The sequence below is a fragment of the Caballeronia sp. LZ028 genome, assembly GCF_031451415.1.
In the GTDB taxonomy this organism is placed as follows: Bacteria; Pseudomonadota; Gammaproteobacteria; order Burkholderiales; family Burkholderiaceae; genus Caballeronia; species Caballeronia zhejiangensis.
The window spans coordinates 1-13,669 of record NZ_JARUXN010000002.1; the positions used below are offsets into that span (position 1 = coordinate 1).

Here is a 13,669-nt window from a genome sequence, read left to right on the forward strand (position 1 = left end):
GATGCTCACCCAGCTCAACGCCATGATGCGCGACGGCACAACTTGGAACCCCCCAAAACCATGATCCTTACCAACTCAACCCTTGACGCTCAATACAGTTGCTTTCTTTGCACAGGACCAGAGTAAGCACTAAAGCGCTAACTCTGGTCGACGGCAAAGAAGGTGACTGCCGCCCCGCACAGGGGCAGTGCCAATAGATCACTAAGAAAACGGGATCCAGCGACAGAACCAAAAACAGCTTAAGCCAACGCCTCGGCCGCACGCCGCGGCAGCATCCGATCAAACTCGCGCTTAACGATGCCATAGCACTCACAAGCCCGCTCCTCGAGTCCCGCACGATCGAGAATCTTGATACACCCACGGCTGTGATGAATCAGCCCCGCATCGTGCAGCTTGCCAGCCGCCTCCGTCACACCTTCACGGCGCACGCCGAGCATATCGGCGATCATCTGCTGCGTCACACGCAGTTGATCCGACGGCGTGCGATCCGTCTGAATCAGCAACCAACGGCACAGTTGCTTCGACAGCGAGTGATGACGATTACACGCGGCCGTCTGCGCCACTTGCGTCAGCAGGGCTTGCATGTACAGCAACATCACGCGGCGCAGAAAGTCGGAACGGCCGAAGTGCTCACGCAACGCACCCGCGCTCATGCGATACGCAAAGCCCGCACATTGCACCTGCACGCGCGTCGGCATCGTGTCGCCGCCCGTCAGCACCGGAACCCCCGACATTCCCTCACGTCCCACCGCCGCGACTTCAACGGAACCGCCGTCTTCCATCGTATGCAGCAGCGAAATGATCGCCGTGGTCGGGAAATACACGTGATGAATGCGCTGCCCGGAATCGCACAACAACTGCTCCGTGCGCAACTGGACCAGCTCGAGATGCGGTGCGATAGCCTGCCATTCCTGCGCCGGAAGCGCGCCCAACAGATGATTGCCGTGCAGATCGGATTGAAGTGTCAACATTTTTCTTAGTCTCGTGCGTTTGCGCTTCGCGCTTTTGATTTCTTCTGGCTCGCAACAGGATTCGCGCATGCATCTGATGGCATACATCGAACCTGTTGCGTCCAGCCCCGTAGTACGAACCCGCTGCTTCTTCTTGTTTGATACCGCAGCGATGTTCGTGCGTGGTCATACATTAGCGAGAGGTGTGCCAGCGAACGCCAATCCTTATACCAACAGGACTTTGCGCGATTCCCCACGCAAAGCGCCGAGAACGTGCGCTCAAGTACGAAGAAAATTGATTCACCCGTGAAAAGCGACCTTCAGACGGATCGCGGGCGATGGCGGCAGAACGCCAAACGTTTTCGTCTGGCGAATGTCTTGTCAGAGCAGGCTCCGCCGATGCGCTCATCTAGCGAAACGAAGCCAATCGGAGGCTCGAAAGCCTTGTCGTAGCAGAAACAGCCCGCACGCTAAAAATGTTGCAAAGGTGGTTAACGGCGATGCGCGTCGTTTTTAAAGCCCCGATGCCGAGTCGCGCGAAAGCCTTATGCGACGCGCGTCCGCGGGATTCTCAGAGGCTTGGCACAGGATGCGGACGTGAACCGTCGCGGTTTCGCGGCGCGGCGAAAAATGTTGCATCGCCTAAACCTCGGTGAATTTCGAATTCGGCAGCCGCTTCAAACCTTTGGCGCATGAATGTGACTCATGCCACGTTGAACAAACTTCGTTTGTGCGCAAGCATCGCTACCGGCACCATGCGTGACATACCCACTTCTATCCGCATGGAGCGAAAAGATGAGCGACGTCATGGAGACCCCCGCAAAGACCGCCGATCAGGCCATCGATCTCAAGGGTCGCGTATCGATCTATCAGCCGGAGCAGCAAGGCTTGATCTTCCCCGAGCTGCCCACGTTTGCGAGCCACGCGGAACATCGTCAGTACCTGAAGGAGCGCCTCGTCGCTGCGTGCCGCGCCTTCGCGCTGCAGGGCTTCGATTACGGGTTCGCGGGCCATCTCACCGTGCGCGATCCGGAGCATCCGTCGCTTTACTGGACCAATCCGATGGCCGTCCACTTCGCGCAAGTGAAGGTGTCTAACCTGATCTGCGCGGATCATCAGGGCAACGTGGTCGAAGGCGATTACGCGGTCAATCGCGCGGGCTTCGTGCTGCACGCGGCCGTGCATGAGCAGCATCAGGACATCGTCGCGATGTGCCACGCGCATACCGTCTACGGCACCGCCTTCGCGGCGCTCGGCAAGCCGCTCATTCCGATGTCGCAGGACGCGTGCGCGTTCTTCGAAGACCACGTCGTGATCGGCGATGAAGCCGGCAAGGTCGCCGTCGAAGTGAAGGGCGGCAACAAGGTCGCGAATGCGTTCAAGGGCGTGAAGGCCGCGATCCATCAGAATCATGGCCTACTCACGGCGAGCCGTCACAGCATCGATTCGGCGGCGTTCTGGTTCATCGCGCTCGAGCGTTGCTGCCAGCAACAACTGATGATCGAAGCGACCGGCATCACGCCGAAGCTCGTGCCCGAAGACCGCGCGCGCTATAGCCGGGAGCATGTGGGCAGCGACTACATCGGCTGGCTGCACTTCCAGACGATCTGGAACGATCTCGTCGCCACGCAGCCCGACATGTTCGACTGATTCCATTATGTTGCAGCCCCTCGCCTTCGGAGAAAGGCGAGGCGATTCCCCATGACTACGTCGAGACAAGCGTTCCCGGCGTCGCCTGGGTATCAGCGCGCGGACACATCTGAAGATGCCGACCGATCTAGATCAATCGCATCGTCACAGCCGCCAAGACAAGGTAACGTCCGAGCTTCGCAACCGTGACCAACGCGACGAATGGCAGAAGAGGCTCACGCATCACCCCAGCCAGGAGAGTAAGAGGATCACCAATGACGGGCGCCCAACTAAGCAAGAGCGACCATTTCCCTAAACGTTGATACATGCGCTGCGCGCGGTCCAATTTCTCGTCTGGCACTGAAAACCAGCGGCGGCTCTTGAAGCGCTCGATGTATCGCCCCAAAGCCCAATTGACCAGTGAACCCAACACGTTGCCGATCGTCGCGACCAGTATCAACGTTGCAGTTGAATAGCTTTTACTCAGCAGCAAGCCCACAAGCACAGCCTCCGATTGAAGAGGCAGAAGGGTGGCTGCGCCGAATGCGGCAAGAAACAATCCTCCGTATGCCGACAGCGTCAGCATGTCTTGAAGGGCATGCCAGCGCCTCGAATCGCTATTGCCATGGGTCTGTCCGAACTAGCTATTGATCGGCCAATAAATAGATGAAGCGAAAGATCGCTAACGTTGCCAACGCGAGCAGAAGTTGGTTCGCGATTCTATCGTATCGGTTTTGGAACTCTGACAATCGCGATTTATACCTGAAACGCTCTCGCGACTGTCTTGCCTCCACATGCGGTTGCATTGGATCCTGATGCCGAAACGGCTCGTGAATCGCTGATTGTTCCTGCTGGCTCGAAACAGGCGATGCGATGTGAGTCGCATCGCCTTTTTTGTATGATGGCGGACCATCCCTCGCAACCGTCCAAAGGACCATCATCATGACCGCCGCAACGCAATTCGATCAGGTTTCCGTCATCAAACGCGCCAATGTCTACTTCGACGGCAAGTGCGTGTCGCACACGGTTCTCTTCGCCGATGGCACCAGGAAAACGCTCGGCGTGATCCTGCCGGGCACGCTCAACTTCGGCACCGACGCGCCCGAGCTCATGGAGGTGCAGGCAGGCCAGTGCCGTATTCGGCTCGACGGCAGCGATGAGTGGAAGACGTATAAGGCGGGCGAATCGTTCTCGGTGCCGGGCAAAAGCCGATTCGATATCGACGTGACGGAAACGCTGGATTACGTTTGTAGTTATCTTTGATTGGCGTGAAGGGGAAATGCGGTGTCGGGTAGGGATTCCGCACCTCATGATTCTTAGAGTGGATTTCGGCAAGACGAACTCCGTCCAACTTTTATCTCTGTCCACGTTTCGTGTACACTGACCAAAATTGGACGCCCAACCCGCCGATGCCATCCACCGACCAACTCGCCGAAGCCGCCGCAGCCGCCTTCACGGAGGCGACCGGCTTCGCCGCACGCAGCGTCAAACCACCCGCGCGCGGCGGCTACGACGCCGCCATCGAATTCCGCGTCGGCGGCGCGCGCTTCAAGCGCCCTGTCATCGTGCGGGAAAACATCGACCGGTTCAGCGCGTTATCCGCGTTCAGCGCCTCGGTCGCGCAGAACGGCGGCGCGAAACCTGCGCTCGTTACCGCGCATCTCTCACCCGACATGGTCCGCGCCTGCCGCGATCTGAACGTCGATGCCCTCGATCTCGCCGGCAACGCGAGCGTCATCGAAGGCGATGGCGTCGTCGTGATCGTGTCGGGCCGTCCGCGCGTCGCGCACGGCAAGGCGCGCCGCTCGAAAACCTGGACGAAGTCGACGTTGCGCGTCACGGCCGCCCTGCTCATCACGCCCGCGCTGCTGCAACGGGGCTATCGCGATATCGCGCAACACGCGGGCGTGAGCCACGGCACGGTGCAAAACGCGGTGCGCGCGCTCATCGATCATCGCGATGTATTCGAGCGGCCCGACGGCGCCGGCCTGCAATTCGCCGACAAGGAACGGCTCATCGACGAATGGGTGACGCTGTATCCGCGGCAATTGCGCGAATCGCTGCTGATCGGGCGTTATCGCGCGGAGTCGAACGACTGGTGGCGCGACGTGCCCGGCCTGCCGGGTCAATGCCAGTTCGGCGGCGAGCCGGCCGCAGCGATACTCACGGAATACCTGAAGCCCGCGACCGTCACCGCGTATTGCGCCGACGCCGCGCCGCGCGAATGGATCAAGGCGGCGCGGTTGCGGCCCGATCCCGCCGGAAACGTCGAATTCCTGCGCGCGCCCGTGGCGCTCGCGCCCGTCGATGGTCTTCCGCCGAACGTCGTCGCGCCGCTCATCGTCTATGCGGATCTCGTCGCGAGCGGCGACCCGCGCAATCTCGAAACCGCCAGGATGCTGCGTGAACGCTATCTTGCCGCTTGAACTGCTGCCGCATCGCCCGCTCGCCGGCGTCTTTTCCGCGATGCTGCGCGAAGTCGTCGCCGCGTCGCACGCGACGAACATCGCGTGGTTCGTCGGCGGCGCGAGCGCGCGCGACATCCTGCTCACGCACGTCCACGACATCGAGGCGACGCGCGCCACCGCCGACGTCGATATCGGCATCTCGATTCAAAGCTGGACCGGCCACGACGCGCTGCGGCAAGCGCTCGTCGCGTCGGGGCATTTCACCGCGCCGAAAGGCTCGGCGCATCGGCTGAATTTCAACGCGCCGCAGACCGGCGAGCGCACGTGGCTCGATATCGTGCCCTTCGGCGGCGTGCAGGACGCGCACGGCGAAATCGCGTGGCCGCCGGATGGTTCGGTGCGGATGAACGTCGCGGGTTTTCGCCAGGCGCTCGATGCGGCGCTCGCCGTGCGCGTCACGCGCGATCTCGTCGTGCCGGTCGCTTCGCTGCCCGCGCAGGCGATGCTGAAGATCGTCGCGTGGCAGGACCGGCACGCCGCCGACCGCAAGGACGCGATCGACCTGCTCTTTCTGATGGCGCGTTACGCTCAAGCCGGCAACCTCGATCGTCTTTATGCCGATGCCTTCGATCTCGTCGAGCGCCACGGACACGATCCGGATATCGCGGGCGCGGCGCTTCTCGGCCGCGACACGGCCGCGCTCGTCGATGAAAACCTCCGCGCGCAGATTCTCGCGATCCTGCGCCCCGGCGATCCCGCGCCGCCGATCCTCACGCACATGCTCGGCTCGCGCATGCCAGTCTTCGAAGCGGATACGTCGGAACGCGTCGCCGCATTGTTCGACGCATTCCGCAGCGCGTTCTAGCCGTTGCGAAACAGATAGCTGTACGCGTTGAGCGCGGGCACCCCGCCGAGATGCGCGTAGAGCACTTTCGAGCCTTCGGGGAATTCGCCGTTGCGCACCATCTGGATCATGCCGTCCATCGATTTGCCTTCGTAGACGGGATCGGTCAGCACGCCTTCGAGCCGCGCGCACAGACGGATCGCCTCGAGCGTGCCTTCGTTCGGCAGGCCGTATTCGGGGCCGCCGAAGCGCGTATCGAGAATCACGTCGTCGCGCGTGATGTCCTGGCCGAGATCGACGAGTTCCGCCGTGTGCTTCGCGATCCGCAGAATCTGCTCGTGCGTCTGCTCCGGTTTCGCCGATGCATCGATGCCGATCACGCGCCGCGCGCGCCCATCCGCCGCGAAGCCGACCACCATGCCCGCCTGCGTGCTGCCCGTCACCGAGCACACGACGATGTAGTCGAACTTGAAGCCCAGCTCCGCTTCCTGCGCGCGCACTTCCTCCGCGAAGCCGACGAAACCGAGGCCGCCCAGCGGATGCTCCGAGCAACCCGCCGGCACCGGAAACGGCTTGCCGCCCGCCGCGCGCACGCTTTCCATCGCGTCCTGCCAGCTTTTGCGGATGCCGATATCGAAGCCATCGGCGACGAGGCGCACGTCCGCGCCCATCATCCGCGACATCTGGATATTGCCGACGCGGTCATAGACGGCATCGGAGTAATTGACCCAGTTTTCCTGCACGAGCACGCACTTCATGCCGAGATGCGCCGCGACCGCCGCGACCTGGCGCGTCTGATTCGACTGCACGCCGCCGATGGAAACCAGCGTGTCGCAGCCTTCGGCGATCGCCTCGGGAATCAGATATTCGAGCTTGCGCGTCTTGTTGCCGCCAAACGCGAGGCCGCTGTTGCAGTCCTCGCGCTTCGCATACAACTCGACCTTGCCGCCGAGATGCGCGGACAGGCGCTTGAGCGGCTGAATGGGCGTCGGTCCGAACGTGAGCGGATAGCGGGGAAAACGTTGCAGATTCATGTCGGCATCCTCGTGATGGTGGGACTGCATGGACAGAATCGTAGAGATTCTCGCGACGGATCGGGTTGCGAAAAAATGCCGTTCGGCCTAACGTTTTTGGACGCGAGACGCTGTTCGCTAACTTTTATTTCGCACAAGAGCCTGTTGAAGCAATGAAAAAAACCGCATCCGCTCCAAACCCGCATCCGGCAAGCGTCCAGACCGATCGCGTCGATCGCGCGATCCTGCGTCAGTTGCAGCGCGATGCGTCGATCTCGAACGTCGCGCTCGCGGAGAAGGTCAATCTGAGTCCGCCCGCGTGTCTGCGGCGCGTCGAGCGGCTGCGCGAAGCGGGGCTGATCCGCGCGACCGTCGCGCTGCTCGATCCGAAAGCGCTCGATGCCGGCATGCTCGTCTTGATCGGCGTGATCCTCGACCGCTCGACGCCCGATTCCTTCGACGCCTTCGAGAAAGCCGCTCAGAAAGTGCCCGGCTGCATGGAATGCCACGTCGTGACCGGCGAATTCGACTTCTTCATGCTGATCCGCACGCGCGACAGCGAAAGCTTCAACCGGCTCCACGCCGAAAAGCTGCTCTATCTGCCGGGCGTGCGGCAGATCCGCACGTTCGTCGTGTTGCGTGAGGTGCTTTCGACGACGGCGTTTCCAATCGGCGAATCGGCGGGAACGCGGGCGGTGTAGCGTCGGCGACACTTTTGCGAAAGACCTGCTGAAAAATTACGCTACGATTCAGGGTTTTCCATGTCCGGGCATCCCGTTTCGTTGTGACCGCGTCTGATTTCAAAGCCTGGGCCAAGGCGATTCTGGCTCGCCTCGCATCGCGGCTGCGTCCGCATCTGCGTGCGCGTTCGCTGCTCCTTCTGCCGGCGCTCTTTCTTATCTATGTGCTGGTGCTGATTCCGTTCACGCCCGGTATCCGCGATATCCGCCGTGCAAAAGTCGATCAGCCCGCGCAGATCTATTCCGCCGACGGCAAGCTCCTCGCCGAATTCAAGCCGACGCATCGCGAATGGGTGAGTCTCAAGCAGATTTCGCCGCAGGTGATCGACGCGCTCATCTCGACCGAAGACCGGCGGTTCTATCAGCATCACGGCATCGACTTCCGGCGCACGGCGGGCGCGGCGCTGCGCACGTTCTCGGGCGACCGGCAAGGCGGCTCGACGCTCACGCAGCAGCTCGCGCGCAATCTGTATCCCGAGGAAATCGGCCGCTCGCAGACGCTCACGCGCAAGCTGAAGGAAGCGATCACGGCGTTCAAGATCGAAGCGCTCTATTCGAAGGACGAGATTCTCGAAACGTATCTGAACACGGTGCCGTTCCTGTACAACGCGTACGGCATCGAAATGGCCGCGCGCACTTACTTCGACAAATCCGCCGGCCAGCTCGACGTGCTCGAAAGCGCGACGCTCATCGGCATGTTGAAGGGCAACAGTTACTACAACCCGGTGATCAATCCGGAGCGCGCGCTCGACCGGCGCAACATCGTCCTCGGGCAGATGGTCAAGTTCGGCCACTTGCCGGCGACCAAACTCGACGCGCTGAAGAAACGTCCGCTGCGCATCGACTTCGAGCGGCAGACGGAAGAGCCCGGCCGCGCGCCGCACTTCGCGCAGCAGTTGCGCAAATGGCTGATCGGCTGGGCCGACGACAACGACTACAACATCTATTCCGATGGCCTCGTCGTGCGCACGACCATCGATTCGCGTCTGCAGGCGATGGCGACGAACGCGCTCGCGCTGCAGGGCAACCAGTTGCAATCGATCGCCAACGCGGCGTGGGGCGGCCGCGCCGGTTGCGCGAACGCGAACGCCGATCTCGGGCACGCGTTCATCCGCGAGACGGACGCATACCGCGCGCTGCGCACGGGCGGCGCGAACGACGCCGACGCCATCAAGAAACTCGGCTCGGACCGCGCCTTCATGCAGGCGCTGTGCGAGGACAAGACGCGCGTGCAGGCCGCGTTCGTCGCGCTCGATCCGCGCAATGGGCAGATCAAGGCGTGGGTCGGCAGCCGCGATTTCACGCAGGATCCGTTCGATCACGTCGCGCAGGCGCGCCGCCAGCCCGGCTCGACCTTCAAGCCTTTCGTCTACGGCGCGGCGTTCGAGCGCGGCGCGAAGCCGGCCGATACGATCGTCGATCAGACCGTCGAAATCCCGATTCGCGGCGACGAAATCTGGCGCCCGACCGACGACTCGCCGCCGTCGGGCCGTCCCGTGAGCCTGCGCGACGGCATCGCGTATTCGAAGAACCGCATCACCGCGCAGTTGATGGAACAAGTCGGTCCGGGACGCGTCGCGCGGCTCGCGCGTGACATGGGCGTGCGCGACAGTCATCTCGACGTGGTGCCGTCGCTCGCGCTTGGCACGAGCCCGGTGACGCTGAGGGAAATGGTGTCGGCGTACGGCACGATCGCGAACGACGGCAGTTATATGGAGCCGCTGCTCGTCACGCGCATCGAGAACAAGGACGGCGAAGTCCTCGCGCAGTTCGAGAGCACGCCCGAGCGCGCGCTGTCCGTCGATGCGACGCGCAAGCTCGTCGATGTGATGCGCGACGTCATCAACCGCGGCACCGGCACGACGATCCGCACGCGCTTCGGCATTCGCGCGGATGTCGCGGGCAAGACCGGCACTACGCAGGACAACGCCGACGGCTGGTTCATCCTGATGCATCCGCAACTCGTCGCGGGCGCGTGGGTCGGCTTCAACGACAGCCGCGTCACGCTGCGCAGCGATTACTGGGGCCAAGGCGCGCACAGCGCGTTGCCGATCGTCGGCGACTTCATGCAGCGTTCGCTGCGTTCGCATCTGATCGATGCCCGCGCGCGCTTCGATACGCAGGAAGCGCCGGGCATGTGGCAAACGATGCTCACGAACGCGAAAACCTGGTTCGACGAGACGTTCTCGAAAGCGCCGAAGCCGGGCAAGCCGAAAACCGCGCAGACGGCGGCGCAGCATCCGGTGCGTCCGAAGCGGCCGCCTTCGGAGCCCGCCGCCGAAGTGACCGAAGAGCCGCCGCAACCGCCAGTGTTTACGACGATGCCGCCGATCCTGCCCACGCCCGGCGAAACTGCAAGCTCTCCGGCGCCCGCTTCCGACGTGCAACCGTAAACGCTTACGCCGCCCGCGAACAAAGGCGGGGCTTGCGTAGACAGTTAGTTGCGAGCTAGCGACGAAAGACTTGCCTATCGGCCGAAATGAGCGCGCGCGCACAGAGCACGCGCACAAATGGTGCTCCGATTCACCAAGGCGAAACAAACGCATTCAAAGATTTCGCCGCGCACCCCGGCGCGCTGTGGCCACATGCGCCCGCCAAAAGTCTCGCGCACTGCGAGACGTCTATCTCATTCCAGGCTGGTTTCGGAGAACAAGTTGAACAAGCGATTTCCTCGCCTCAAGCGAGCCCTCGTGGCCACCGCGCTCGCCTTGCCGCTTACGTCGTCGAGTTTTGCGCAGAACATCAGCGCTACCCTGCCGTGGACCGGCACCTGGAGCACCGCGCCGATGATCGTCGGCGGCGGCGGCTTCAATAATCAGACGATCCGGCAGATCGTGCACACGAGCATCGGCGGGACGGCCACCGGCGTCCAGTTTTCCAATCAGTACGGCAGCGAGCCGCTCGTGATCGGCGACGTGCGCGTCGCGTTGCGCGCCGACGGCAAACGCACCGTGCCGGGCAGCGACAGGGCCGTCACCTTCAACGGTCAGCCCTTCGTGACGATTCCGCCCGGCAAGACGGAGATGAGCGATCCGATCGCGATCGCGGTGCCGGCGATGTCGGACATCGTCGTCAGCGCCTATCTCCCGCAGCAGACGCCATCGGAAACCACCGGTCACGCCGAAGGCCTGCAGGACGTGTACGTCGCGCCCGGCGATGTCAGCGCCGACACCGAATTCGCGGGCGGGGTGGTCAACGCGCTCGGCGCGCAGTCCTATTACTTCCTCACCGACGTCGTCGTGCAGAACGCCAGTGCGACGGGCGCGGTGGTCGCGTTCGGCGCGTCGATCACGGACGGCATCGATTCGCCGCCGAACACGAACGGCCGCTGGCCCAACCTGCTCGCCGCGCGTCTGCAGCAGGCGGGCATGACGGTCGGCGTGCTGAATCAGGGTATCGCCGGCAACGATTTCTTCACGAACGACGCGGGCGATGCCGGCCTCACGCGCTTCCAGCGCGACGTGCTCGACAAGTACAACGTCAAGTGGGTCATCATTTCCGACGATGCCGTCAACAACCTGATCGGCGGATCGCCGCCGACGGCCGCGCGCCTGAACAGCGCGTTCGCGCAACTGACGCAGAGCGCGCACGCGGCGGGCGTCAAGGCGATCTGCTCGACGCTCACGCCGTTCGAGGGCGTGTCGCCGTGGACGGCCGACATCGAAGCGACGCGGCAAGCGGTGAACGCGTTCGTCGCGACGCCCGACAGCGGCTGCGACGCCGTGCTCGATCAGGCCGCCGCGCTCGGCGATCCGGCCAATCCGCCTGTCATGCTCGGTGCGTACGACAGCGGCGACCATCTGCATCCGAATCAGGCGGGGCTGCAGGCGATCGCCAATTCCGTCAATCTCAACTGGCTCAAGTAGGCGGCGCGGAAAAGCAAAAAACGCCATGCGGAAAATTCATCCGCATGGCGTTTTTCATTTCATCGCCGATTACGACTTGACGATCGTCGGGTTCTGCACGTTGATGCGCGGACCCGCGTTGTCCCACTGCTCGACGATCAGCGGGTACTTCCACTTCGGATTCGTGCTGCTGATCTGGCCGTTGACGATGTAGCCGTCGAGCGACAGACCCTGAACCGCGAACGAACCGCCGGGGCTGGTCGTGTCGACGTGGTTGTTGATCGCGATCGTGACCGTCTTGCTGATCGGACCCGGCAGCGAGCCGAACCACACGTTGATGCCGCCGCCCTTGCAGTTCGCCGTCGTCGGGCTGTTGATCGTGATGCTCTTGAACACGGCCGAGTTGTCGTTCGGTTCGAAGTCGAGACCGCAAGCCGGCGCCGTGCCGGTGATGTTCTGCCAAATCGGGCTGTTGAACGTGATCGTGTCGCCCGAGATGATCGACACACCCTGACGGCGGCAGCCGTCGGCCTTGTGGTTGTCGACGACGAGGTTGTACGTCGGCGTGTTCTTCTTGCTCTGGCTATCGTTGATGTAGATGCCGTCGCCCCACGTGTTGATCGTGGTCGGCGCGATCAGGTGCACGTTCTGTGCGCCGATGATCGAGAAGCCCATGCCGTGCTCGCCGCCCGAAGCCGAGTTCAGCTCCTTGCTGCCGTCGAGGTACGCGTTTTCGACGATGACGTTGCTCACGTCTTCGATGAGCATCATCTGGTAGATGTCGGCGTTGTGCGGGAGCAGCTTGATCGAAGCGCCCGACGCAAAGCGGATGTGCGTGTTCGTGCGCAGCTTGAGACCCGTCGTGTCGATGCGGACCTGGCCCGAGATCAGGAGAATCTGACCGACGGAACCGTCGATGGCGGCTTGCAGCGCGGCGCGGTCGTTGGTCGAGCCGTCGGCCTTCACGCCGAACGACGATGCGTTGATGGTGCCTGCGGTGTTCGTGCTGGCGGCGTTCGTCGAGCTTGCCGCGGCCGGCGCGCTGGCGGTCGTCGTGGCGCTTGCCGACGAAGCCGAGCTCGCGGGCGTCGCCGTCGAGGCGCCGCTGCCGGTGTTACGGCGTCTCCAGCGATCGGCGACCGAATCGGGGGCCGCGCTGTCGCTGCCGCCGCCGCATGCGGCGAGCACAAACGCGCCGCTACCCGCGATAAGCGAGGTCAGGAGTTTGCGACGGGTTGCGATACGCGTGTCGACGACGGTGTTGTCTGCCTGGGTGTCTGCCTGAGTGTTGTTCGAAAGCATTGTCTTTCCGAGTTGGTTGTGCGTTGTCGACGGGCGGACCCGTTCATGCGACTACGGCCGCACGCAACGTTTCTTTATGGGCGTGAGATGACCAACGCAAATTCAGCAGGCGCAAACGATTGCGCCGCTCAGCGCTCGACAGCCGCACACGGCGACTCCGAAAGGCATCTCGGCGAAAAACATGACGACTTCGGGATTGGACGAACCAGAGTCGGGAGAGCCAGATAATCCGGAAGTACCCACTCAACCCCGCGCTTGATCGGCCCGCGAACGGGCTGATGAAGCGCTGAAGTCTGACGGCAGTAATTACCGTCTTTTTTAAATCCTACAGATTGTTACGAGGCGTTTCTACCCGGCACTTGTTACAAAATGTACGCTTGTAACTTATTATTTTGCTTTTCCGCGTCTTTATTGCTCTGTATTTCCGCTTTTAATCGACGGCGAGCAAATTAATCTACGGCTTTTTTAATGTTAATACGGTAGATGAATAACACCACTTCAAACCAGTTGAGGTACGATGACTAATAATCATCTGAAGAATCGTTTATAACGACACGAACGTTCACCCGCCGAGAGCGCGACCTATGGCCTCGGAAGGCCCGGTGGGGCTTGCACAGCGCCTTTCGTATGCCGAAACGAGCAACAATCCGCCGATTATTTCGCCTTATTGACCGGTCAATCCGCCGACGATTATCCAGACGCGCACCAAAATTGCCGCTTCTGCACGGTTGCAGTCCCAACATTACATTCAAGTAAGCACCGTTTTAAACGATTTCATCCGACGAATCGGATTTTGTAAGTGCGGTCCAAAAACTTTTTCATTCAAAAGACGAAAGACCCTACAGGGCTTACCCTTATCGGGTTTTTACGAATCGGATCATTTTCCGCTGAATCCCGCGCGCAGCCTGGGATTCGACCGAAACGCTAATGATCTGATT

12 protein-coding genes are annotated in these 13,669 nt (G+C 62.0%); 8 read left to right on the forward strand and 4 right to left on the reverse strand.

Annotation, left to right across the window (positions count from 1 at the left end; all coding sequences use genetic code 11):
• Positions 1–239 precede the first annotated feature (239 nt).
• Positions 240–971 carry a Crp/Fnr family transcriptional regulator gene (locus QCE58_RS14680; protein WP_008346211.1) on the reverse strand — a complete coding sequence of 244 codons (732 nt, stop codon included), beginning with the start codon at positions 969–971 and terminating at the stop codon, positions 240–242.
• A gap of 774 nt (positions 972–1,745) precedes the next feature.
• On the opposite strand from QCE58_RS14680, the gene QCE58_RS14685 reads away from it, so the two are divergent.
• Positions 1,746–2,600: a class II aldolase/adducin family protein gene (locus QCE58_RS14685; RefSeq protein ID WP_008346210.1), complete on the forward strand. Its 855-nt coding sequence runs from the start codon at positions 1,746–1,748 to the stop codon at positions 2,598–2,600.
• A gap of 127 nt (positions 2,601–2,727) precedes the next feature.
• Here QCE58_RS14685 and QCE58_RS14690 read toward each other — a convergent pair whose 3' ends face one another.
• Positions 2,728–3,165, reverse strand: a complete 438-nt coding sequence (locus tag QCE58_RS14690; RefSeq protein WP_250522417.1) for a YqaA family protein — start codon at positions 3,163–3,165, stop codon at positions 2,728–2,730.
• Positions 3,166–3,521: 356 nt separating this feature from the next.
• Here QCE58_RS14690 and QCE58_RS14695 point away from each other — a divergent pair, with 356 nt between their 5' ends.
• From QCE58_RS14695 to QCE58_RS14705, 3 genes are all read left to right on the forward strand, one after another.
• Positions 3,522–3,842, forward strand: a complete 321-nt coding sequence (locus tag QCE58_RS14695; protein ID WP_008346204.1) for a pyrimidine/purine nucleoside phosphorylase — start codon at positions 3,522–3,524, stop codon at positions 3,840–3,842.
• A gap of 146 nt (positions 3,843–3,988) precedes the next feature.
• Positions 3,989–5,005 (forward strand): type IV toxin-antitoxin system AbiEi family antitoxin, encoded by a 1,017-nt coding sequence (locus QCE58_RS14700; RefSeq protein ID WP_250522416.1) that lies wholly within the window; start codon positions 3,989–3,991, stop codon positions 5,003–5,005.
• A complete protein-coding gene (locus QCE58_RS14705; RefSeq protein ID WP_175980284.1) occupies positions 4,983–5,852 on the forward strand; it encodes a nucleotidyl transferase AbiEii/AbiGii toxin family protein in 870 nt (289 codons plus the stop codon). Before QCE58_RS14700 ends, QCE58_RS14705 begins: the two co-directional genes overlap by 23 nt.
• Here the strand turns inward: QCE58_RS14705 and QCE58_RS14710 are convergent.
• A complete protein-coding gene (locus QCE58_RS14710; protein ID WP_008346198.1) occupies positions 5,849–6,865 on the reverse strand; it encodes a 1-aminocyclopropane-1-carboxylate deaminase in 1,017 nt (338 codons plus the stop codon). The two genes, QCE58_RS14705 and QCE58_RS14710, sit on opposite strands and share 4 nt — an antisense overlap.
• A gap of 152 nt (positions 6,866–7,017) precedes the next feature.
• On the opposite strand from QCE58_RS14710, the gene QCE58_RS14715 reads away from it, so the two are divergent.
• From QCE58_RS14715 to QCE58_RS14725, 3 genes are all read left to right on the forward strand, one after another.
• Positions 7,018–7,545 (forward strand): Lrp/AsnC family transcriptional regulator, encoded by a 528-nt coding sequence (locus tag QCE58_RS14715; protein WP_008346196.1) that lies wholly within the window; start codon positions 7,018–7,020, stop codon positions 7,543–7,545.
• An 83-nt stretch (positions 7,546–7,628) separates the two neighbouring features.
• Positions 7,629–9,977, forward strand: a complete 2,349-nt coding sequence (locus tag QCE58_RS14720; RefSeq protein ID WP_409014122.1) for a transglycosylase domain-containing protein — start codon at positions 7,629–7,631, stop codon at positions 9,975–9,977.
• A gap of 297 nt (positions 9,978–10,274) precedes the next feature.
• A complete protein-coding gene (locus QCE58_RS14725; RefSeq protein WP_250522415.1) occupies positions 10,275–11,450 on the forward strand; it encodes a GDSL-type esterase/lipase family protein in 1,176 nt (391 codons plus the stop codon).
• Positions 11,451–11,519: 69 nt separating this feature from the next.
• Here the strand turns inward: QCE58_RS14725 and QCE58_RS14730 are convergent, their stop codons facing one another.
• Positions 11,520–12,395, reverse strand: coding sequence for a hypothetical protein (locus QCE58_RS14730; RefSeq protein ID WP_239295288.1), 876 nt, complete (start codon positions 12,393–12,395; stop codon positions 11,520–11,522).
• On the opposite strand from QCE58_RS14730, the gene QCE58_RS14735 reads away from it, so the two are divergent.
• Positions 12,373–12,714 carry a hypothetical protein gene (locus tag QCE58_RS14735; RefSeq protein ID WP_241814146.1) on the forward strand — a complete coding sequence of 114 codons (342 nt, stop codon included), beginning with the start codon at positions 12,373–12,375 and terminating at the stop codon, positions 12,712–12,714. The two genes, QCE58_RS14730 and QCE58_RS14735, sit on opposite strands and share 23 nt — an antisense overlap.
• Positions 12,715–13,669: the final 955 nt, after the last annotated feature.

What these genes read in the sequence shown, in the direction of transcription:
- QCE58_RS14680 (WP_008346211.1), bottom strand. Translation starts at nt 971, where the DNA reads ATGTTGACACTTCAATCCGATCTGCACGGCAATCATCTGTTGGGCGCG.
- QCE58_RS14685 (WP_008346210.1), top strand. Translation starts at nt 1,746, where the DNA reads ATGAGCGACGTCATGGAGACCCCCGCAAAGACCGCCGATCAGGCCATC.
- QCE58_RS14690 (WP_250522417.1), bottom strand. Translation starts at nt 3,165, where the DNA reads ATGCTGACGCTGTCGGCATACGGAGGATTGTTTCTTGCCGCATTCGGC.
- QCE58_RS14695 (WP_008346204.1), top strand. Translation starts at nt 3,522, where the DNA reads ATGACCGCCGCAACGCAATTCGATCAGGTTTCCGTCATCAAACGCGCC.
- QCE58_RS14700 (WP_250522416.1), top strand. Translation starts at nt 3,989, where the DNA reads ATGCCATCCACCGACCAACTCGCCGAAGCCGCCGCAGCCGCCTTCACG.
- QCE58_RS14710 (WP_008346198.1), bottom strand. Translation starts at nt 6,865, where the DNA reads ATGAATCTGCAACGTTTTCCCCGCTATCCGCTCACGTTCGGACCGACG.
- QCE58_RS14715 (WP_008346196.1), top strand. Translation starts at nt 7,018, where the DNA reads ATGAAAAAAACCGCATCCGCTCCAAACCCGCATCCGGCAAGCGTCCAG.